Here is a 19,700-nt window from a genome sequence, read left to right on the forward strand (position 1 = left end):
CATCAAATCCCGGCCACCTTCGCGACCAGATCGGCGAGCCGCTCGGCGGCGTCGAGCCGTCCGACACCGCGCGCGGCCTCCGCCATCGCGGTCAGCCTCTGGGGCTCGGCGGCGAAGGCCGAGATCTCGCGCGCCAGCCGTTCCGGCGTGAAGTCGCTCTGCTTGATACGCAGCGCGCCATTCGCCTGCGACAGCACGCCGGCATTGGCGAACTGGTCCTGATCGATCGCACCCGGCAGCGGCACCAGGATCGACGGACGCCCGATCGAGGCGAGCTCGGCGACGGTGCCGGCGCCGGAGCGCGAGATCACGAGCTGGCTCGAGGCCAGCCGCGCCGGCAGATCGGCGAAGAACGGCGCGAGCTCGGCGTTGATCTTGAGGCGGTCGTAGACCGCGCGCACCCGCGCCATGTCCTCTTCGCGCACCTGCTGGGTGACGATCAGCCGGCTCCATAATGCAGGTTCGAGCTGCTCGATCGCAGGCGGCACGATATCGCTCATCACCCGCGCGCCCTGGCTGCCGCCGACGACGAGCAGGCGCAACGGCCCGTCGACCTCGGGCGGCGTGTATTTCACTGCGGCGGCGGCCAGGATCGCCGGCCGCATCGGCGTGCCGACGGTGGTCGCCTTGCCGGCCAGCGCCGGATCGCGATCGAGCACGCCGGGCAGCGAGGTCGCGATCGCATTGACGCGGCCGGAGAGGAAGCGGTTGGCGCGGCCGAGCACCGCATTGGCATCATGGATGATGCAGGGCACGCCGAGCAGACGCGCCGCCATCAGCGGCGGCAGGGTCGGGTAGCCGCCGAAGCCGACGACGGCCGCAGGCTTCAGCCGACGCACCAGGTTGGCGGCCACCAGCGTGCCGTAGCCGAGCATCAGCACGGTTTGTGCAAGCGAGATCGGGTTGCGGCTGCGCACGGTGGCGCTCGGCACCAGATCGATGCTGTCCCGGCCGAACAGGCCGGAATAGCGCAGCGCGCGGCCGTCGGTCGCGAGCCGGACACGCAGGCCGCGCCTGATCAGCTCCACGGCGAGCGCTTCGGCCGGGAACAAATGGCCGCCGGTGCCGCCGGCCGCCAGCAGAATCAGGGGCGCGTTGTCCATGGTTTCCAGATAACCGACGCCGCAGTCACAGTCACCTACGCGTAGGCGCGCTGCGTGCTGGCACCCTCCATCGATTCGATCTCGGTGCGCGGCCGCTGCCGCGTCAGCGCCAGCATCATGCCGACGCCATAGGCGAGCGAGACGAATGACGAGCCGCCATAGGAGATGAACGGCAGCGTCATGCCCTTGGCCGGGATCAGTTGCAGATTGACCGCCATGTTGATCGTCGCCTGCACACCGAACAGGATCGCAAGCCCCGAAGCCGCGAAGCGCGAGAACATGTCCTCGGTGGCGTAGGCGCGGGTCAGCGTGCGGATCACGATGAAGCCGAACAGCGCGACCAGCATCAGGCAGAGGATGATGCCGAACTCCTCCGCCGCGACCGCGAACACGAAGTCGGTGTGGCTGTCCGGCAGGCTGCGTTTGGCGATGCCCTCGCCCGGCCCGAGCCCGAACCAGCCGCCGTTCCAGAACGCCTCCATCGCGGTGTCGACCTGGAAGGTGTCGCCGGAGGCGGGATTCATGAAGCGCTTGATGCGGCCGGCAACGTGCGGCACCAGCAGATAGGCGCCGAACAGTCCGGCGCCGGCGGCGCCGGCGAGCCCGAACACCCAGATCATCCGCATGCCCGCGATGAAGAACAGCGCGCCCCACACGGTGAGGATCAGCATGGTCTGGCCGAAGTCGGGCTCCATCACCAGCAGCGTCACCAGCATCATCAGCAGCACCAGCGCCATCGAGGTCGCCGGCATTTCCGGCCGCTTGGTCGATTCCGCGAACAGCCAGGCCGCCACGATGACGAAGGACGGCTTGGCGGCTTCGGAGGCCTGGATGTTGACGCCGAGCAGCGTGATCCAACGACGCGAGCCCTTGACCTCGGGCCCGACCAGGAGCGTCAGCACGATCAGCGCGATCGAGATCGCGAACACGATCAGCGCGGTGCGCCGGATCTGCCGCGGCGTCATGAACGACACCCCGATCAGCACGATCAGCGACGGCACCAGGAACATGACGTGGCGGTTGAAGAAATGGAACGGATCGAGCCCGATCCGGGTCGCGACCGGCGGGCTCGCCGCCAGCGACAGGATGACGCCAGCCAGCATCAACGCGGCGATCGCCAACAGCAGCAGTTTGTCGACGGTCCACCACCAGTCCGAGAACGGGGTGCGTTGGTCACGGGCGAGCATGGGCGTCCCCAGATGGCAGAGATAACGTCCATTCGTGGCGCAGGATGGTTTCCAAGGGGTTAACGGGTTGGGTAACTTTTGAGGGAGAGCTTTGGAAGTCGCGGCGCGCGACATCGCCGTCATTCCGGGGCTCGCGAAGCGGGAGCCCGCAATCCGTTCGGCCGCAGGATGTGTGGTTCAATGGATTCCGGGCTCGTGCTGCGCACGCCCCGGAATGACGGCGGCGCGACATTGGCGCAACGCCGGTCACACCACCGGCTTGACGCCGGGCAGCGCCTGGACGATGTCGCGGAAGGCGGTGCCGCGGATTTCGAAATTGCGGTACTGGTCGAACGAGGCGCAGGCCGGTGACAGCAGCACGACGGCTTCCGCGAGCCCCGATGCTTCGGCATCGCGCGCGGCGCTGGCGATCGCGACGTCGAGCGTGCCGGACATCTCATGCGGGACGCGCTCTCCGAGCGTGCCGGAGAATTCAGCCGCCGCCTCACCGATCAGATAGGCCTTGCGGATACGCGGGAAATATTCCGATAGGCCGGTGATGCCGCCGGCCTTCGGCTTGCCGCCGGCGATCCAGTAGATGTCGGCAAACGACGACAGCGCATGCGCGGCCGCGTCCGCGTTGGTGCCCTTGGAGTCGTTGACGAACAGCACGTGGCCACGACGGCCGACCTGCTCCATGCGATGCGCCAGGCCCGGGAAGCTGCGCAGGCCGTTCTGCAACACGTCGGTGGCGATGCCCATCGCCAGCGCGCAGGCCGCGGCGCAGGCAGCATTCTGCGCATTATGCAGGCCGCGCAACGAGCCGATGCCGCCGAGACGCGCGATCTCGCTGCGCGCCGCGCCCTGTGCGCGCACGATCGTCTCGTGCTCGACATAGAGACCGTCCGGCAGCGGGTTTTTCACGGAGATGCGCACCACGCGCTTGCCGGCGCGATCCAACCGGTCGGCGATGTTCCGGCACCAGATGTCGTCGACGCCGGTGATCGCAGTGCCGCCCTGCTGGACGCCCGCGACCAGCCGCTCCTTGACGGCCGCGTAATGCTCCAGCGTGCCGTGGCGATCGATGTGATCCTCGCTGATGTTGATCAGGATGCCGACCGAGGGATCGAGCGACGGCGCGAGGTCGATCTGGTAGGACGACATCTCGATGACGTGGACCCGGCCCATCCGCGGCGGCTCCAGCGACAGGATCGCGGTGCCGATATTGCCGCCCATCTGGGTATCGTAGCCGGCCACCTTCATCAGATGCGCGATCAAGGCCGTCGTGGTCGACTTGCCGTTGGTGCCGGTGATGGCGACGAACGGCGCGTTCGGCGCGTGACGGCGCCGCTCGCGGCAGAACAGTTCGACGTCACCGATCACCTCGCATCCCACCTCGCGCGCTTTCAGCACGCTCCAGTGCGGCGCCGGATGGGTCAGTGGCGCGCCCGGAGTCAGGATCAGCGCGGCGAAATTCACCCATGACACGGTGCGCAGGTCGGCGGTGGTGAAGCCGGCCTGCGCCGCCCTGGCGACATTATCCGCATTGTCGTCGGCGGCGATTACTTCCGCGCCGCCGGCCTTCAGCGCACGGCAGCTCGCGAGGCCGGAACCACCGAGCCCGAACACCGCGACCGTCTTGCCAGCGAAGGAGGTGACCGGGATCATGATCGAGCTCAACGCAGCTTGAGGGTGGAGAGGCCGGCCAGCGCCAGCATCACCGAGATGATCCAGAACCGGATCACGATCTGCGGCTCGGTCCAGCCCTTCTGCTCGAAATGATGGTGCAGCGGCGCCATCCGAAACACGCGTTTTCCGGTGAGCTTGAACGAGGCGACCTGCACGATCACCGACACGGCCTCCAGCACGAACAGGCCGCCGATCACCGCGAGCACGATCTCGTGCTTCACCGCAACCGCGGTGGCGCCCAGCATGCCGCCGAGCGCGAGCGAGCCGGTGTCGCCCATGAAGATCGAGGCAGGCGGCGCGTTGAACCAGAGGAAGCCCAAGCCTGCCCCCAACACCGCGCCGCACAGCACCGCCAGTTCGCCAGTGCCGGCGACGTAATTGATCTGGAGATAGTCTGAAAACACCGCGTTGCCGGTGAGATACGAGATCATGCCGAAGCTCGCGGCAGCGATCATGACGGGCACGATCGCAAGACCGTCGAGGCCGTCGGTCAGGTTCACGGCGTTGCCGGCGCCGACCATCACGAAGGCGCCGAAGATCACGAAGAACCAGCCGAAGTTGATGACGAGATCCTTGAAGAAGGGAATCACGAGCGAGGTCGAGGACACGTCGCGGCCGAGCCGGACCAGCGCGTAGGTGGCGGCGAGCCCGATCGCCGCCTCGATCAGCAGGCGGAGCTTGCCGGCGAAGCCGGAGTGTGACTGCTTTGTGACCTTCAGATAATCGTCATAGAAGCCGACGAAGCCGAAGCCGAGCGTCACCGCCAGCACGATCCAGACATAGGGATTGAGCGGATTGGCCCACAGCAGCGTCGAGACCACGAGGCCGGACAGGATCATCAGGCCGCCCATGGTGGGCGTGCCCTTCTTGGAAATCAGATGCGACTGCGGCCCGTCGGCGCGGATCGGCTGGCCCTTGCCCTGCCGAAGCCGCAGGTGATCGATGATCCAGGGCCCGAACAGGAACACGAACAGCGCGCCGGTCACCATCGCGCCGCCGGTGCGGAAGGTGATGTAGCGGAACACGTTCAGCGCGCTGCGGAATGCCCCAAACCCCGGAACGGTGTTGGACAGTTCGATCAACCAGTAGAACATTCAAAGGGTCCTATACCGCTTCGTGCGCGGCCTTGTCGGGGAAGCGTTTTTCCAGCGCGCTGACAATGAGCTTCATCTTCGATCCCAGCGAGCCCTTCACCATGATCACGTCACCGGCACGGACCGCGGCGACCGCCTGCGCTTCGAGCGCCGCCGAACTCTCGGCATAGCCTCCCCGCTTGCCGGTGGAAAGGGCATCCCACAGATTCCGCATCAGCGGACCACAACAATATACGAGGTCGATGCGGTTGGCGGTCACGGCTTCGTTGAGGCCGCGGTGCAGGTCGGGCCCGGTCGGCCCGAGCTCGAGCATGTCGCCGAGCACGGCGATCCGGCGGCCATGCGGCCCGACCTTGGCCTGGCCGAGCACGTTGAGCGCGGCCGCCATCGAGGCCGGATTGGCGTTGTAGCTCTCGTCGATCAGCGTCGCCTCACCATGGCCGACCTCGACCGTGCGGCGGAGGCCGCGGCCAGTCGGTGCCTCGAGCAGCGACAGCGACAGCGCCGCGCGCGCGAGATCGGCGCCGAGCAGCGAAGCGCCGGCCAGCACCGCGAGCGAGTTCATCGCCATGTGGCGGCCGGGCATGCCGATCTTGTAGGTGATGTCGTGGTCCAGAATATCCGCATGCACCGCCGAGCAGGTCGCGTGCAGCGAGAGGTCGAGCAGCCGTGCCTCGGCGCGCTTGTCGGTGCCGAAAGAGACGATGCGCGAGATGCCGGCTTTCCTGGCCTTCTTTTGCAGCCGCGCGAACTGGCCGTTGTCGCGGTTGAGCACGACGGCGCCATCGGGCTCGAGCCCTGCGAAGATCTCCGCCTTGGCGTCGGCGATCGCCTCGATGCCGGAGAAGAACTCCAGATGCACCGGCTCGATCGTGGTGATGATGGCGACATGCGGCCGCACCATCTTCACCAGTGGCGTGATCTCGCCGGCATGGTTCATGCCGATCTCGAACACCGCGAAACGCGTGCTCGCCGGGCAGCGCGCCAGCGACAGCGGCACGCCCCAATGATTGTTGAACGACGCCACCGAGGCATGGGTTTCGCCCTGCGCCGACAGCACGCGGCGCAGCGCCTCCTTGGTCGAGGTCTTGCCGACCGAGCCGGTGACCGCGATGATCTGGGCCTTGAGCCGCGCACGCGAGGCATGGGCGAGTTCGACCAGGCCGGCGAGCACGTCGTCGACCACCAGCAGCGGCGCGTCGGCGGGAAACTTTTCACGTTGCGCGGTCTCGACCACGGCGAGGCCAGCCCCGGCTTTCAGCGCGGCCTCGACGAAGGCGTGGCCGTCATGGACGTCGCCCTTGATCGCAAAATACGCTTCGCCCGCGGCGATGGTGCGGCTGTCGATCGAAAGACCGGTGACGCCATCCGGCAGCGCGCCTTGCGGCGCGGCGCGCATTGCGGTCGCCATCGCATCCGAGGTCCACAACATCGTGCTCATGCGCCCTCCTCGGCCAATGCTTTCGCGACTGCTTCGTGATCGCTGAACGGCAGCGTCGTGCCGCCGACGATCTGCCCGACCTCGTGGCCCTTGCCGGCCACGACCAGCGCATCGCCCGGTGCAAGGCCGGCGATGCCGACGCGGATTGCCTCGGCGCGGTCGCCGATCTCGCGCGCGCCCTTCGCGGTGGCCATGATCGCGGCGCGGATCACCTCGGGCTTCTCGCTGCGCGGATTGTCGTCGGTGACGATGATGTGATCGGCATTCTCGGCGGCAATCGCGCCCATGATCGGGCGCTTGCCGGCGTCGCGGTCGCCGCCAGCGCCGAAGATCACGACCAGCCTGCGCTTCGCATAGGGCCGCAGCGCCTGCAACGCCTTGGCGAGCGCATCGGGCTTGTGGGCGTAGTCGACGAAGATCGGCGCGCCATTGTGCTCGCCGACCAGTTCGAGCCGGCCCTTGGCGCCTTCGAGATGTTCGAGACAGCCGAAAACGTCTTCGGCGGCGCTGCCGGTGCCGATCGTGAGCCCCGCCGCGACCAGCGCGTTCTCGATCTGGAATTCGCCGACCAACGGCAGCCGGATCGCATGATTGCATCCGCGATGCGCGATTGCGAGCTTCTGCGCGAAACCCTCGATGGTGGCCTCAGTGAGCTTGATGCCCTCGCTCGCATCGGCGTTGCGGCCGACCGTGATGATCCGCAGGCCGCGGGCGCGCGCCGCATCGATCACTTCAGCCGAGCAATCATGATCCGCCGAAATCACCGCCGCGCCACCGGGCGCGACGAGGTCGCGGAACAGGCGGAGCTTGGCGTTGAGATAGTGCGCGACGTCGGGATGATAATCCATGTGATCGCGCGACAGGTTGGTGAAGCCGCCGGCCTGGATGCGCACGCCATCGAGACGATATTGGTCGAGGCCGTGCGAGGAGGCCTCGAACGCCAGATGGGTGACGCCATCGCCCGCGATCTCGTCGAGTTGGCGATGCAGCGCAATCGGATCCGGCGTGGTCAGCGAACCGTAGACGGTGCGCTTGTCCGAGACCAGACCGATGGTACCGATGCTCGCGGAAGCATGGCCGAGCCGTTGCCAGATCTGACGCGTGAAGGCCGCGACCGAGGTCTTGCCGCTGGTGCCGGTCACCGCCGCGATCGTCGCGGGCTGGCGCGGGTAGAATGTCGCGGCCGCGAGCGCCAGCGCACGGCGCGGATTGGGCGTGACGACGAATGGAACGCGAAGCGGCGCCTGCGGCGGATGGTCACCCGCGACTGCGACCGCGCCGGCATCGATCGCCGCGTCGACGAAGCGCGCGCCGTCGGTCTTGCTGCCGGTCAATGCGAAGAACAGGTCGCCCGGCTTCACCGCACGGCTGTCGACCGCAAGCCCGCCGACCACAACGGTGTCGGCATTTGGATCGATCGTGGCGTCAGCGCCGAAGAGGTCGCGAAGTCTCATGATCTTCCAGTCTGGCCGGCGCCGTTCTGGCGCCGCACGATCTATCCGGAAAACCGCTGCACACTTTCCGGATCCTGCTGTGAACATACGCCTTACTGGGTTGTTCTGGATGCCGCAAGAATAAGGCGGTCGGACGGCGGCAGATCGAATCGCGGCTCGACGCCCAAAAGCGGCGCAATTCGGGCGATCACGTTGCCGCCGGTCGGCACCGCGTTCCAACCCGAAGTGATGAAACCGTAGGTCTCCTTCAGGGGCTGCGGTTCGTCCAGCATGATCAGGAGCTGGTATTTCGGATTGTCGGCAGGCAGGATCGCGGTGAACGCGTTCAACACGCGCTTCTTGGCGTAGCGGCCGTTGACCACCTTTTCGGCGGTGCCGGTCTTGCCGCCGATATAGTAGCCCTTGACGTCGGCCTTCTTGGCGGTGCCGACCTCGGCATTGAGCCGCATCAGGTAGCGCATCTTGTCCGAGGTCTCGGGCTTGATGACGCGCTTGGCCAGCGCCATCGCCTCCTGCTCGGTACGTTTCAGGAAGGTCGGCGGGATCAGGTAGCCGCCATTGACCAGCGCGTCGATGCCCATCACCGCCTGCAACGGCGCGACTGCGATGCCGTGGCCGAACGAGATGGTGACGGTGTTCAGTTCGCCCCACCTCTTCGGCACGATCGGCGAAGCGCTCTCCGGCAATTCGGTACGCAGCCGCTCGAGCTGCCCCATCTTGCGCAGGAAGGCCTTGTGCGCGTCGACGCCCATCGCCAGCGCAATGCGCCCGGCGCCGATGTTGGAGGAATAGTAGAACACCTCCTTCATGTTGATCATGCGGCCGAGATTGTGATCGTCATGGATCGCGAACTTGCCGTAATGCAGCGGGCCTCGCGCGTCCCACATCGAGTTGAGGTCGAACCGGCCGCTATCCAGCGCCATCGCCAGCGTGAATGCCTTGAAGGTCGAGCCCATCTCGTAGACGCCGGTGGTCAGGCGGTTGATGCGGTCCGGATCGTGCGCTTCCTTCGGATTGTTCGGATCGAAATCCGGCAGCGACACCATCGCGACGATCTCGCCGGTGCGCACATTGGAGACGAGACCCGAAGCCGCTTTGGCCTTGAACTTCTCCTTCGCCTTGATCAGTTCGTCGCGCAGTGCATGCTCGACGCGGAGATCGACCGACAGCTCCACCGGCTTCTGAAGGCGGTCGGTGGCGAAGCCCGCGCGATGCAGATCGGCCAGACCGTTATTGTCCAGCCACTTCTCCATGCCGGCGATGCCCTGGTTGTCGATGTTGACCAGGCCGATCAGGTGGGCGACCTCGTTGCCGGTCGGATAGACGCGCTTGTTCTCGCGCAGGAAGCCAACGCCGGGCAGGCCGAGGCGGTGGATGTCGAGCTGCTGCTTCGGCGTGATCTCGCGCTTCAGCCAGACGAAGCCTTTGCGCGACGACAGCCGGTCGCGCACCTCGCTGGTGTCGAGATCGGGCAACGCCCCGGTCAAAAGCTCGATCGCTTCGTCCTTGTCGATCAGGCGGCGCGGCTCGGCGAACAGGCTCGGCGCCTTGACGTCGGTGGCGAGGATCGCGCCGTTGCGGTCGGTGATGTCGGGCCGCGCGGTCGCGATGGCGTCCTGCGACGCGGCGCGCCGCGCGCTATGGCTGTCGGCACCGATGGCGAACAGCACCAGCCGCCCGGCCAGCACGCAATAGACCGCCGCGAAGGCAAGGATCGCAAGCCCGACGCGCGCGCGCGCCTTGGCCGCACGGTCGACATTGCTGCCGTACAGCAGCGTGCGGATCAGCCGCTGGCTCCAGGGCTCGATCGGTTTCGCGGCCGGATTGTTGGCGGGGGCCGCCGGATCGGTTATGGCTGGTCCCGTCATTGCTGATCTCCCCCGCCCTGTTCGGATTCGTCGGGCGCAGGCTGCTCGGCGGCCGGCTGATCGGTCGGCGCCTTGTCGATCGATCCTGTCGTGCTGTCGGGCGCGGCGGCGGCCTCGATGGTGTCGATCATCGCGCCGATCGGATCACGCGAGCCCGGCCGCGTGAAGCTCGGCGGCCGTTCGGGCAGGTTCTTCAGGGAATCGTACTGGTTGGCGTTGATCGGCTTCAGCGGCAGATGCCGCTCGGCAAGTCCTTGCAACCTGAGCGGCGCATCGAGCTTGGCCCATTCAGCGCGCAGGGTGGCGATCGCGTTGCGCTGCTCGCGGATCTCGGCATTGAGTTGCAGCACGCGTTCGACGCGCGCGGTCGATTCCATCTTGATGCGATAGACATAGGACGCCGCGAAGATCAGCATGCCGATGACGAGGAGATGGAGAAGGCGCATCGTCAGCCTCCCCGCTTCAGGTCGGAGAGCCGCGGCCACGACGGCAAGTCGTCGTCCGCATGCATCGGCGCTGCGGTGCGTTCGGCGGCACGCAGTTTTGCGGAGCGCGCGCGCGGATTGGCCGCGATCTCGGCGTCGCCGGGCACGACCGGGCGCTTGGTCAGGATCTGGAAACTCGGGGCGGACTGTGCGACCTCGGGCAGATGCCGCGAGCCGCCGGCAACCTTGCCGCGCTCGGCGAGGAAATTCTTGACGATGCGGTCTTCCAGCGAATGGAACGAGACCACGACGAGCCGGCCGCCCGGCTTCAGCACGCGCTCGGCGGCGGCCAGCGCCAGATAGAGCTCGTCGAGTTCCTCATTGACGAAGATGCGCAGCGCCTGAAAGGTCCTGGTCGCCGGATGGATCTCGTTCGGCTTGGCGCGCACCACTTTCGCGACGAGTTCGGCCAACGCCTCCGTCGTCGTGATCGGCGCATCCTTGCGTGCGGCGACGATGGCGCGGGCGACGCCGCGCGAGTGGCGCTCCTCGCCGAAGATATAGATGATGTCGGCGAGTTCCTTCTCGGAGGCGGTCGCGACCACATCGGCCGCGGTCGGGCCGCTCTGCCCCATTCGCATGTCGAGCGGTCCACCCAGCCGAAACGAAAAGCCGCGCTCGCCCTGATCAAGTTGCATCGAGGAGACGCCGACATCCATCACGACGCCGTCGACCGCATCCGCGCCCTGCGCGGCACAGACCTCGGCAAGATTGGAGAAGCGGTCCTCGACCAGCGTAAGCCGGCCGCCCGCGCCGTCGACCAGATCGAAGCCGCCCGTGATCGCGGTGCGGTCGCGGTCGATGCCGATCACGCGGGTATCGGCGACGTCGAGAATCATCCGGCTGTAGCCGCCGGCACCGAAGGTGGCATCGACATAAATGCCGCCGGCGCGCGGCGCGAGATATGCCACCGCCTCGTGGCCGAGCACCGAAATGTGACGCGACGCACGCTCGTTCATGCGCCGTCCCCGGGCGGGACCGCGTGACTGGTATGCAAGCTGGCTGCGCGCCGACTCATTGCGCCTCGAATCCTCGCGCCTTGCCCGACCATTGCTGCGAAAGCGTTGCTGCGTGATGCCAGCGCCAACTCCCGTCCCCGGTCGCAAATCCTGATATCCGACCGGAATTGGGAGGGTTTCCATGGGATTTCGCGCAAGCAGCGGAGCCTTGGCCGTCCCCCGAAACCGGTTCGGCACTTCACCCTCAGTAACGGCACTTAGCGTTAAGAAAACGTTGATGATCGGTTAGCGCGATGGCGCGCCTTTGATGCGTATTCGAGTGATGCTCCGGGCGCACAGTCCGGGCATAATGCGTCCCCCGGAACCGGCAGCCCGATTGCCCGACCCGCAGGGTAAAGGAATAGTAAATGCCTATTTGGCTTATCCATATGTCAAAATGCTGGTCTCTCGTCGGGTTTGAGTGATTCGTATGGCTTCTGGTTCGTCCTCGTCTGGCAACGCTGATTCGAAGCGTCAGCGCGTCCTTCCCGTTCCGAAGGGCGTGGCCGACGCGAAGATGTTCACGCCGGACTCATCGATCGCCTCCGACGTGATCCCGTCGGTGAATTTCGGCGAACGCGCGGGCGGCCGGCAACCCGACATGATCGTGCTGCACTACACCGGCATGCCCGACGTCGAAGGCGCGATCGCGCAGCTCTGCACGGCGGGCACCGAGGTTTCCGCGCATTACATCGTGCTGGAGGACGGACGCATCGTGCAATGCGTGCCGGAGAGCATGCGTGCCTGGCACGCCGGCGTGTCCGCATGGGCGGGCGAGGACGACATCAATTCCTGCTCGATCGGTGTCGAGATCGTCAATCGCGGCCACGATTGGGGTTATCCCGATTTTCCGCTGCGCCAGATCGCGGCCGTGATCGCGCTGTGCCGCGGCATCATGCTTCGCCGCAAGGTACCCTCGCATCGCGTGCTCGGCCATTCCGACGTCGCGCCGGGGCGCAAGAAGGATCCCGGCGAGAAATTCCCGTGGCACTCGCTGGCCAATTCCGGCGTCGGGCACTGGGTGCAGCCGGCGCGGATCGTGCGCGGCGATGCGCTGCAACTGGGCGCGATCAGCGACAGCGTCTCCAACATGCAGGCCGCATTCCGACGTTACGGCTACAACATCCCGACCAACGGCAAGTTCGACGGGCCGACCATGGAGGTCGTCACCGCCTTCCAGCGTCACTTCCGCCCCGAACGTGTCGACGGGATCGCCGACCGCTCCACCATGGCGACGCTGCACGCGTTGCTGGAGAGCCTGCCGCCGGATGCGGTGGTGCAAGCTACGGTGGCGAAGGCGAAGTAGGCTCGGTCTCTGCCCAGCGTCATTGCGAGCGAAGCGAAGCAATCCATGCCTCCACTCGGGGATAAGTGAATTGCCTCGTCGCTTCGCTCCTCGCAAATGACGTGGAGACGTCAATCACCCCAGTTCGGCAATCCGCCGCGCATAAAGCCGCCGCAGCGGCTCGAGCTGGGTTGCGGCCGAGGCGGCGAGATAGGCCTGCCGCGCCTCGTCGTTGCGGCCGAGACGGCGCAGCAGATCGGCACGCACTGCGGGCAGCTGGTCGTATCCCCTCAAGCTGCCGCGCGCGTCCAGCGCATCGATCAGATCGAGCGCGCGCGCCGGGCCGTCGACCATCGACACCGCGGCGGCGTGGTTGAGCTCGATCACCGGCGACGGGCTGATGCGCAGCAGCACCTCATAGAGACCGGCGATCTGCGGCCAGTCGGTATCCGCGAAGCTCGGTGCGCGGGCGTGCAAGGCGGCGATCGCGGCCTGCACCGCGTAGGATTGCGGGCGGCCCGGCATTCGCAGCGCCTCCTCGACCAGCTTCACGCCCTCGGTGATCTGCCCGACATCCCACAGCGAACGGTCCTGCTGCTCGAGCAGCACGATGTCGCCGGTCGCAGTTTGGCGGCCGGCGCGGCGCGCATCGTGCAGCAGCATCAAGGCCAGCAGGCCCTTGATCTCGCCGCGCGCCGGGATCAGCGCATCGATCAGCCGCGCCAGCCGGATCGCCTCGCGCGCGAGATCGGGCCGCATCAAATCCTCGCCGGCGGTCGCGGCATAACCTTCGGTGAACACCAGGTAGATCACCGCGAGCACGCCAGAGAGCCGCGGCTCCAGCGCCTCGCGCTCCGGCACCTGATAGGGAATGCCGGCGAGCTTGATCTTCTGCTTGGCACGCAGCAGGCGCTGCGCCATCGCGTCCTCGCTGACCAGAAACGCCCGCGCCACTTGTGCGGTCGTCAGACCGCACACCGTGCGCAAGGTCAACGCGACCTGAACTTCGGCGGCAAAGGACGGATGGCAGCAGGTGAAGATCAGCCGCAGCATGTCGTCATCGAGGCTCGCATCGGCCGGCTCGGGCGGCGCTTCCGCATCGAGCAGCAGTTGATGCGTCAATTGCTGCTGCTTGCCGCGAAAGCTGGCGGCGCGGCGCACCCGGTCGATCGCCTTGTTGCGGCCGACATTGACCAGCCAGGCGCGCGGATTGGCGGGAAATTCACCGATCGGCCAGCGTTGCAGCGCCACCGCGAACGCATCCTGCAACGCATCCTCGGCCAGATCGAAATCGCCGACGAGACGGATCAACGTGGCGAGCGCCCGCCCCGCCTCGTCGCGAAACACCTTTTCGATCTGGCTCGGGGTCATCGCACCACTCGATGAGAAATCGTCGTTCCGGAGCGATGTAAGCGCATCGCCCCGAAACGTTGGCCGGACTTAATTGTCGTAGATCATCACCGGGCGCACCTCGATCGAACCATCCCGGGCACCTGGAATCCGCGCGGCGAGGCCGAGCGCGGTGTCGAGGTCCTTGGCATCGACCAGATAGTAGCCGCCGAGTTGCTCGCGGGTTTCCGCAAACGGCCCATCGGTCGTCAGCGTCTTGCCGTCGCGAACCCGCACCGTGGTCGCGGTGGATACCGGCTGCAAGCCATCGCCGGCCTTGAAGTGCCCGCTCTGGATGATCGATTGGGTGTAGGCCGCATACTCCGACGTCAGCTTCTTGCGGTCGTCGGCGGTCATGTGGGCATAGGTCGCGTCGCTCCGGTAGATCAGCAGCAGGTATTGCATCTCGTCTCTCCTCTTGATCGGCTGGATCGCCGACACCCAGTCGAACGGGCGACAGGCCAAACGACATCTTCAGGATAATTTATTTTGGCCGCCTTGGCGGGCGTAATCCGCTTGACGGGACCGGCGGAAGCGCCCATGCCATGGCCGTCAGTCGGCCGGACGGCCGCTCCCGCAAGTGTCGAAAGGCCGCGGGGGAGGAAAGTCCGGGCTCCATCGACATGCGGTGCCGGATAACATCCGGCGGGGGCGACCCCAGGGAAAGTGCCACAGAGAACGAACCGCTCCCTCTCCGGAGGAAGCAAGGGTGAAAAGGTGCGGTAAGAGCGCACCGCGTTGCCGGCAACGGCGACGGCATGGCAAACCACACCGGGAGCAAAACCGAATAGGGACGGCAACGCGGTTAGTTCGCGCACGCGCGATAACACCGCAGGGCGATGTCAGGCCCGCTGTCCGGGTAGGTTGCTCGAGGCAAGGTGCAAACCTTGTCCCAGAGGAATGGCCGTCACGTACCATTCGAAAGAATGGTGCCCTACAGAACCCGGCTTACAGGCCGGCTGATGCTCTAAAGCGTTTTCGAGCGAAGTGGGTTTCCGGTTCGCGTGAAGAAAACGCGTCTTGAAGATGGTCCATGAGGGGCTCGGCGCAACACGCCGGGCCCCTCGCCATATCCTCCACCACAATCGCGCCTCATCTGCTAGACTGGCCGCTTCGCGGAGGATCGCAGATGGATCTTCAGAAGATCATGGCGAAGGCCCGAGACGTCGCCAAGAGCAGCGGCACGATCACGACCGAACAGCTCAACGGGATGTGCCCCAACAATATGGAGCCCGAAGATATCGCGGCTCTCCTTACGGCTTTGCGGACCGAGGGGATTCGCCTCAAGGACGACGAAACAGGAAAGTAAGAGCCCGCTCGCTGGAGCTGGACGTGTCCTTCTGCCGGAGATTCAAGCAATCAAGAGGAGGAGTGAAGATGTCGGTCGCCTGCAAATACGAACGCAGCATTCTCAGCCACGAGGAATATGAGACGATCCGCGTGACGCATCATCCCGCCATCTACGACGTGGCAGTGGCCGATCTCGAGGCGTTGCGCCCCCGCCTGCGCCAGATGCGCGCGAAAGAGCGCACGGTCAGCCGGCACAAGCAGCGCGAGAGCCGCGGCAAGGGCGAGCCGCGCGGAGCAAGCTTTCCAGGAACCGCCGCGCATGCCTCCGAACGCAAGCAGGTGTTCGCTGCGGCGCTGAAGCGGGTCAACACCGAGCTCAAGCGTCAGCACGATCTGGCAGCGCGGACCGCGCATATCGAGGCCGCTCGAAAGGCCCTCGCGATGCACCGGGCCGCGAACTTCACGTCCCGTCCGCCAGCCGGAGCAACCGCGAGCGCAGGCATGACGTCGAAGCCGAGCGAACGCCGGCGAAAGATCATTGCGGGCTCGAGAATCGGACGCGTGTCACAGGCCACGAAAGTCGCCCAGGCCGTGCGCGACAAGCGCTGACCGAAGCAGACGAAGCCTGCGGCCGCCCCTTGATGCCGCTATGAGACGATATCCTGCAGCATCGTCATGAGCGCCTCCGGCGCGGTGACGTTCGGCGAGTGGCTGGCATCGATCTCGCGATAGCGCCAGCCGGCCTCGTGCTTCGTGCGCCTGGCAAACTGGCCGAACGTATCCGCCGGCGTGATGCGCGTGGCATAGATGTAACTGCGCGGAAGACCCGTCTCGCCGTGCTGGAGCTTCAGCTTCTGCTCGAAGCATTTGATCGGCATGTCGACACGACGGGCGGTCAGCCATTCGACGTCCGCGGGAGACGTATCCGGCGGCGTCGGCATCGGCGGAATGCGCCAGCCGTCGCCATTGCGCGCCGCCTCCCGCATCTTGTCGATCGCCACCTCGTTGAGATCGAACAACGACTGGCCATCGCGCGGCACGAAGGCGTCGATATAGATCATCTGCGCGATACGCTCGCGCGCCCGGTCGGCGACGCCGGTCGCGACCATGCCGCCATAGGAATGCCCGACCAGCACGATATCGCGCAGATCCTCATATGAGATGACGCCGAGCATGTCCTGGATATGCGCCTCCAGGTCGAGCCCCTGATGCGCGAGGTGCGCGCGCTCGCCGAGCCCGGTGTAGCTCGGCGTGACCAGCCGGTGGCCGGCGCCCTGCATCAGGGGGTGCATCTTCTTCCACGCCCATCCTGCCGACCAGGCGCCGTGACAGACCAGAAAGGTTTTCGACGAACTCGCAGTCATGGGGATATTCCATTCCGATTGTCGTTGATGAGCGGCGATTTTGAAGTGTACCCACCGCTCGCGTGGTGTAAACGTCGCCGCAACGATCACAACAACGAGATAGGGATGACCCCGGCAAGCTACGCGGTCCTTTTCTTCGGCGCGCTAGCCGGTGGTTTCGTCTCCGGTCTCGCCGGCTTCGGCACCGCGCTGATGGCGCTCGGCATCTGGCTCTATGTGCTGCCGCCGACGCTGGCGGTGCCGCTGGTGCTGGTCTGCTCGGTGATCGCGCAGCTCTCGACGCTGCCCTCGATCTGGAAACACATCGATTTCCGCCTGGTCTGGCCGTTCGTCATCGCAGGCCTGGCCGGCGTGCCGATCGGCATCCGGCTGATCGCACGCGCCGATCCCGACGTCTTCAAACTGACGATCGGCATCTTCCTGCTGGTGTTTCCGACCCTGCTGTTCCTGCAACGCAAGCCAATGTCGATCAGTTTCGGCGGCAAATGGGCCGACGCCGCGATCGGATTTGCCGGCGGCATCCTCGGCGGCCTCGCCGGACTGTCCGGCCCGCTGCCGATCCTGTGGGCGAGCCTGCGCGGCTGGGGCAAGGAACAGCGCCGCGGCGTGTTCCAGATCTTCAATTTCACGATCCTGGCGGCCGCGCTTCTGGTCCAGATCGCAAGCGGCCTGGTCAAGCCCGAGCTGATCTGGCTGACCGCCTGCGCGTTTCCGGGGACGCTGCTCGGCGCCTGGCTCGGCGCGCGGCTGTATCACGCGCTCAGCGACCGCAACTTTGCCGACGTGGTGCTGGTGCTGCTGTTTCTGTCCGGCGTGGCGCTGGTGTGGAACGGGCTGGCACCGCGATGATGAACCGCCACGGCACGCTGGCTGAGCCGATCACCCGACCGGCTCGAGACCAACGCGCTCGGGCGCAACCTCGCGCGCCAGCGGAGCGAGACGCTTCCTGAATTCGCGACGCAGCAACCACAAACTCAAACCGGCCTGCAGCGTCGTCGTCACGATCGACAAGTACCAAACGTGCTCGATCCGGAAGCCGGGCTGCGTCGAGAGCCAGATCACCGGCACCGCGTAGGTGACGAGCCGCACGGTCGAGCTCACCAGCACCGGCCTGGTGTTGCCGAGGCCTTGAAACATGCTGTTGCAGGTGAACACCAGTCCTTGCGCGACGAGATTCATCGAAACGAAGTACAGGAACTGGGCGGCGACGGCCATGGTCTCGCGATCGTTCGAGAAGCCGTCGAGCAGCAACCCCGGTTTCCAGTGTGCGAGAATCGTGAAGACGATCATGACGACGGTGCCGATCGACACCGCCTTGACGAAGGTCTCCTGCACACGCTTGCCATTGCCGGCGCCGAAGTTCTGTCCGGCGATCGGACCGGCAGCGAGCGCGACCGCCAATGCCGGCATCTGGATCAGGCCGAGCACGCGCGTGCCGATGCCGAAACCGGCCTGCGCCGCCGGGCCGAAATCGCGCAGCACATAGTAGATCACGCCCATCCATGCGAAGATGAGCGCGAACTCACCACCCGCAGGCAAGCCGACATTGAGGATCCGCATCCACTGGCGCAACTGTGGACGCCATTGCGCGGGATCGAACCCGACATAGCGTTCCAGCTTGCGGAAATACGCGAACAACATCAGCACGCCGATCAGAACGGCGATCGAACTTGCGAGACCGGCGCCGGCAACGCCCAATGCATGACCGGTCCCCCAGCCGGCGATCAGGACCGGCGCCAGCGCGATGTTGATGATGACAGCGACCGCCTGCACCAGCATGCTGGGCCGCACGATGCCGGTCGCCCGCAGCGCTGATGCCATCACCTGGATGATGAATTGCAGCGCCAGCGCCGGCATGAACCACAACAGATAAATGGTGCCCGCGTCGACGGTGGCCTGGTCGGCTGCGATCGAGCGCATATAGGGACGCGACAGCACGGCGCCGGCGCCGAGCGTCAGCAGCCCGCACAGCACCGACAGCACGATCGACTGATTGAACACGAGGTTGGCGTCGGCGCGGTCCTTGCGGCCGACCGCATGCGCGATCAGCGCGACGGTGCCGACGCCAAGCACCTGCATCAGCGCATTGACGAGGAAACCGGCATTGCCGGCTGCCGCCACGCCCGCAACGGCGGCATCGCCGAGACCCGCGACGAAGTAGAGGTCGACCAGTTGGCAGATCATGATCGTGATCATGCCGACCACGATCGGAGGCGCCATGGTCAATATGTGGCTCACGATGGAGCCGCGCGTGAGGTCTTTCATTGCAATTCCATTCTCAAATCCAGTCTCAATATCAACTCGGCGCGTGGCTGAAGAACATCAGCCCATCAGCCACGCGCCCTTGCATCATTCCGCCGCGACCTCGCCGAACTCGGTCGCCTGACGCTCGAACAGACCGCGGTAGATACCGCCGGGACGCACGGCAAGCACCTCATGCGTGCCCTGCTCGACGATCTTGCCGCGATCGAACACCAGGATGCGGTCCATGCTGCGTACGGTCGACAGCCGGTGCGCGATCACGATCGCGGTGCGGCCCTTCATCAGCCGCTCCATCGCCTGCTGGATCAGCGCCTCGGATTCCGAATCGAGGCTCGAGGTCGCCTCGTCCAGGATCAGGATCGGCGCATCTGCCAGGAAGGCGCGCGCCAGCGCGACGCGCTGCCGCTCGCCGCCCGACAGCTTGACGCCGCGCTCACCCACCAGCGTGCCATAGCCTTTCGGCAGCCGCATGATGAAGTCGTGCGCATTGGCAAGCCGCGCCGCCTGCTCGATCGCATCCCCGCTGGCACCGGGCCGGCCGTAGGCGATGTTCTCCGCCAAGGTGCGATGGAACAGGATCGGCTCCTGTTGCACGATCGCGATCTGGCTGCGCAACGATTGCTGCGTCGCCTGCGCGATGTCCTGACCATCGATCAGGATCTTGCCGCCGGTGACGTCGTACAGCCGCTGCACCAGCTTGACGAAGGTGGTCTTGCCGGAGCCGGAGCGTCCGACCAGGCCGACGCGCTCGCCGGCGTCGATGTCAATCGACAGTCCGTCATAGAGCGGCAGGCGATGGCCGCCATAGTGGA

At 66.0% G+C, this 19,700-nt stretch carries 18 protein-coding genes and 1 other RNA gene; 5 read left to right on the top strand and 14 right to left on the bottom strand.

From position 1 onward, the window contains the following. Nucleotides 1-2 precede the first annotated feature (2 nt). The 9 genes from murG to rsmH all read right to left on the bottom strand — a co-directional run bounded on the left by murG (nt 3) and on the right by rsmH (nt 11,259). Entirely contained in the window at nt 3-1,103 is a 1,101-nt protein-coding gene (gene murG, locus B2W55_RS26625) for an undecaprenyldiphospho-muramoylpentapeptide beta-N-acetylglucosaminyltransferase (protein ID WP_024580052.1), read from the bottom strand. A 35-nt stretch (nt 1,104-1,138) separates the two neighbouring features. Further along, nucleotides 1,139-2,290: a putative lipid II flippase FtsW gene (gene ftsW, locus B2W55_RS26630; RefSeq protein WP_024580051.1), complete on the bottom strand. Its 1,152-nt coding sequence runs from the start codon at nt 2,288-2,290 to the stop codon at nt 1,139-1,141. 246 nt (nt 2,291-2,536) lie between these two features. Next, the gene (gene murD, locus B2W55_RS26635) at nt 2,537-3,937 is read right to left on the bottom strand and encodes a UDP-N-acetylmuramoyl-L-alanine--D-glutamate ligase (protein WP_024580050.1); all 1,401 of its coding nucleotides are present in this window, start codon (nt 3,935-3,937) and stop codon (nt 2,537-2,539) included. An 8-nt stretch (nt 3,938-3,945) separates the two neighbouring features. Beyond that, nucleotides 3,946-5,052, bottom strand: a complete 1,107-nt coding sequence (mraY, locus tag B2W55_RS26640) for a phospho-N-acetylmuramoyl-pentapeptide-transferase (RefSeq protein WP_024580049.1) — start codon at nt 5,050-5,052, stop codon at nt 3,946-3,948. Between the two features lie 10 nt (nt 5,053-5,062). Next, the gene (locus B2W55_RS26645) at nt 5,063-6,493 is read right to left on the bottom strand and encodes a UDP-N-acetylmuramoylalanyl-D-glutamyl-2,6-diaminopimelate--D-alanyl-D-alanine ligase (RefSeq protein WP_024580048.1); all 1,431 of its coding nucleotides are present in this window, start codon (nt 6,491-6,493) and stop codon (nt 5,063-5,065) included. Then, nucleotides 6,490-7,947 (bottom strand): UDP-N-acetylmuramoyl-L-alanyl-D-glutamate--2,6-diaminopimelate ligase, encoded by a 1,458-nt coding sequence (locus B2W55_RS26650; protein WP_024580047.1) that lies wholly within the window; start codon nt 7,945-7,947, stop codon nt 6,490-6,492. Before B2W55_RS26650 ends, B2W55_RS26645 begins: the two co-directional genes overlap by 4 nt. Nucleotides 7,948-8,039: 92 nt before the next feature. After that, the gene (locus B2W55_RS26655; protein ID WP_029878919.1) at nt 8,040-9,815 is read right to left on the bottom strand and encodes a peptidoglycan D,D-transpeptidase FtsI family protein; all 1,776 of its coding nucleotides are present in this window, start codon (nt 9,813-9,815) and stop codon (nt 8,040-8,042) included. Next, a complete protein-coding gene (ftsL, locus tag B2W55_RS26660) occupies nt 9,812-10,261 on the bottom strand; it encodes a cell division protein FtsL (protein WP_024580045.1) in 450 nt (149 codons plus the stop codon). Before ftsL ends, B2W55_RS26655 begins: the two co-directional genes overlap by 4 nt. 2 nt (nt 10,262-10,263) lie before the next feature. Continuing rightward, nucleotides 10,264-11,259 carry a 16S rRNA (cytosine(1402)-N(4))-methyltransferase RsmH gene (rsmH, locus tag B2W55_RS26665; RefSeq protein ID WP_024580044.1) on the bottom strand — a complete coding sequence of 332 codons (996 nt, stop codon included), beginning with the start codon at nt 11,257-11,259 and terminating at the stop codon, nt 10,264-10,266. A gap of 469 nt (nt 11,260-11,728) precedes the next feature. On the opposite strand from rsmH, the gene B2W55_RS26670 reads away from it, so the two are divergent. Further along, nucleotides 11,729-12,604: an N-acetylmuramoyl-L-alanine amidase gene (locus B2W55_RS26670; RefSeq protein WP_024580043.1), complete on the top strand. Its 876-nt coding sequence runs from the start codon at nt 11,729-11,731 to the stop codon at nt 12,602-12,604. A 114-nt stretch (nt 12,605-12,718) separates the two neighbouring features. On the opposite strand, the gene B2W55_RS26675 is transcribed toward B2W55_RS26670, so the two are convergent. Both B2W55_RS26675 and B2W55_RS26680 read right to left on the bottom strand, forming a co-directional pair. Continuing rightward, nucleotides 12,719-13,954 (bottom strand): RNA polymerase sigma factor, encoded by a 1,236-nt coding sequence (locus B2W55_RS26675; RefSeq protein ID WP_024580042.1) that lies wholly within the window; start codon nt 13,952-13,954, stop codon nt 12,719-12,721. A 69-nt stretch (nt 13,955-14,023) separates the two neighbouring features. Beyond that, entirely contained in the window at nt 14,024-14,377 is a 354-nt protein-coding gene (locus tag B2W55_RS26680; protein ID WP_024580041.1) for a YciI family protein, read from the bottom strand. Nucleotides 14,378-14,524: 147 nt separating this feature from the next. On the opposite strand from B2W55_RS26680, the gene rnpB reads away from it, so the two are divergent. The 3 genes from rnpB to B2W55_RS26695 all read left to right on the top strand — a co-directional run bounded on the left by rnpB (nt 14,525) and on the right by B2W55_RS26695 (nt 15,871). After that, nucleotides 14,525-14,939, top strand: an RNA gene (gene rnpB, locus B2W55_RS26685) — RNase P RNA component class A. A 162-nt stretch (nt 14,940-15,101) separates the two neighbouring features. Beyond that, a complete protein-coding gene (locus B2W55_RS26690) occupies nt 15,102-15,281 on the top strand; it encodes a hypothetical protein (RefSeq protein ID WP_024580040.1) in 180 nt (59 codons plus the stop codon). A gap of 68 nt (nt 15,282-15,349) precedes the next feature. After that, nucleotides 15,350-15,871, top strand: coding sequence for a hypothetical protein (locus B2W55_RS26695; RefSeq protein WP_024580039.1), 522 nt, complete (start codon nt 15,350-15,352; stop codon nt 15,869-15,871). Between the two features lie 38 nt (nt 15,872-15,909). Here B2W55_RS26695 and B2W55_RS26700 read toward each other — a convergent pair whose 3' ends face one another. Then, nucleotides 15,910-16,626, bottom strand: a complete 717-nt coding sequence (locus B2W55_RS26700) for an alpha/beta fold hydrolase (RefSeq protein WP_024580038.1) — start codon at nt 16,624-16,626, stop codon at nt 15,910-15,912. A 105-nt stretch (nt 16,627-16,731) separates the two neighbouring features. Here B2W55_RS26700 and B2W55_RS26705 point away from each other — a divergent pair, with 105 nt between their 5' ends. Next, nucleotides 16,732-17,475: a sulfite exporter TauE/SafE family protein gene (locus tag B2W55_RS26705; protein ID WP_024580037.1), complete on the top strand. Its 744-nt coding sequence runs from the start codon at nt 16,732-16,734 to the stop codon at nt 17,473-17,475. Nucleotides 17,476-17,505: 30 nt separating this feature from the next. Here the strand turns inward: B2W55_RS26705 and B2W55_RS26710 are convergent, their stop codons facing one another. After that, nucleotides 17,506-18,891: an MATE family efflux transporter gene (locus tag B2W55_RS26710; protein ID WP_024580036.1), complete on the bottom strand. Its 1,386-nt coding sequence runs from the start codon at nt 18,889-18,891 to the stop codon at nt 17,506-17,508. 84 nt (nt 18,892-18,975) lie between these two features. Beyond that, a partial coding sequence (locus tag B2W55_RS26715) for an ABC transporter ATP-binding protein (RefSeq protein ID WP_291532307.1) occupies nt 18,976-19,700 on the bottom strand: 725 nt, incomplete at its 5' end.

Origin of the sequence: Bradyrhizobium sp. UBA2491 (assembly GCF_002341725.1) — a bacterium.
Classification (GTDB): domain Bacteria; phylum Pseudomonadota; class Alphaproteobacteria; order Rhizobiales; family Xanthobacteraceae; genus Bradyrhizobium.

What these genes read in the sequence shown, in the direction of transcription:
- mraY (WP_024580049.1), bottom strand. Translation starts at nt 5,052, where the DNA reads ATGTTCTACTGGTTGATCGAACTGTCCAACACCGTTCCGGGGTTTGGG.
- rsmH (WP_024580044.1), bottom strand. Translation starts at nt 11,259, where the DNA reads ATGAACGAGCGTGCGTCGCGTCACATTTCGGTGCTCGGCCACGAGGCG.
- murG (WP_024580052.1), bottom strand. Translation starts at nt 1,103, where the DNA reads ATGGACAACGCGCCCCTGATTCTGCTGGCGGCCGGCGGCACCGGCGGC.
- murD (WP_024580050.1), bottom strand. Translation starts at nt 3,937, where the DNA reads ATGATCCCGGTCACCTCCTTCGCTGGCAAGACGGTCGCGGTGTTCGGG.
- B2W55_RS26675 (WP_024580042.1), bottom strand. Translation starts at nt 13,954, where the DNA reads ATGACCCCGAGCCAGATCGAAAAGGTGTTTCGCGACGAGGCGGGGCGG.
- B2W55_RS26705 (WP_024580037.1), top strand. Translation starts at nt 16,732, where the DNA reads ATGACCCCGGCAAGCTACGCGGTCCTTTTCTTCGGCGCGCTAGCCGGT.
- B2W55_RS26695 (WP_024580039.1), top strand. Translation starts at nt 15,350, where the DNA reads ATGTCGGTCGCCTGCAAATACGAACGCAGCATTCTCAGCCACGAGGAA.
- ftsL (WP_024580045.1), bottom strand. Translation starts at nt 10,261, where the DNA reads ATGCGCCTTCTCCATCTCCTCGTCATCGGCATGCTGATCTTCGCGGCG.
- B2W55_RS26700 (WP_024580038.1), bottom strand. Translation starts at nt 16,626, where the DNA reads ATGACTGCGAGTTCGTCGAAAACCTTTCTGGTCTGTCACGGCGCCTGG.
- B2W55_RS26670 (WP_024580043.1), top strand. Translation starts at nt 11,729, where the DNA reads ATGGCTTCTGGTTCGTCCTCGTCTGGCAACGCTGATTCGAAGCGTCAG.
- ftsW (WP_024580051.1), bottom strand. Translation starts at nt 2,290, where the DNA reads ATGCTCGCCCGTGACCAACGCACCCCGTTCTCGGACTGGTGGTGGACC.
- B2W55_RS26680 (WP_024580041.1), bottom strand. Translation starts at nt 14,377, where the DNA reads ATGCAATACCTGCTGCTGATCTACCGGAGCGACGCGACCTATGCCCAC.
- B2W55_RS26690 (WP_024580040.1), top strand. Translation starts at nt 15,102, where the DNA reads ATGGATCTTCAGAAGATCATGGCGAAGGCCCGAGACGTCGCCAAGAGC.
- B2W55_RS26645 (WP_024580048.1), bottom strand. Translation starts at nt 6,493, where the DNA reads ATGAGCACGATGTTGTGGACCTCGGATGCGATGGCGACCGCAATGCGC.
- B2W55_RS26650 (WP_024580047.1), bottom strand. Translation starts at nt 7,947, where the DNA reads ATGAGACTTCGCGACCTCTTCGGCGCTGACGCCACGATCGATCCAAAT.
- B2W55_RS26655 (WP_029878919.1), bottom strand. Translation starts at nt 9,815, where the DNA reads ATGACGGGACCAGCCATAACCGATCCGGCGGCCCCCGCCAACAATCCG.
- B2W55_RS26710 (WP_024580036.1), bottom strand. Translation starts at nt 18,891, where the DNA reads ATGAAAGACCTCACGCGCGGCTCCATCGTGAGCCACATATTGACCATG.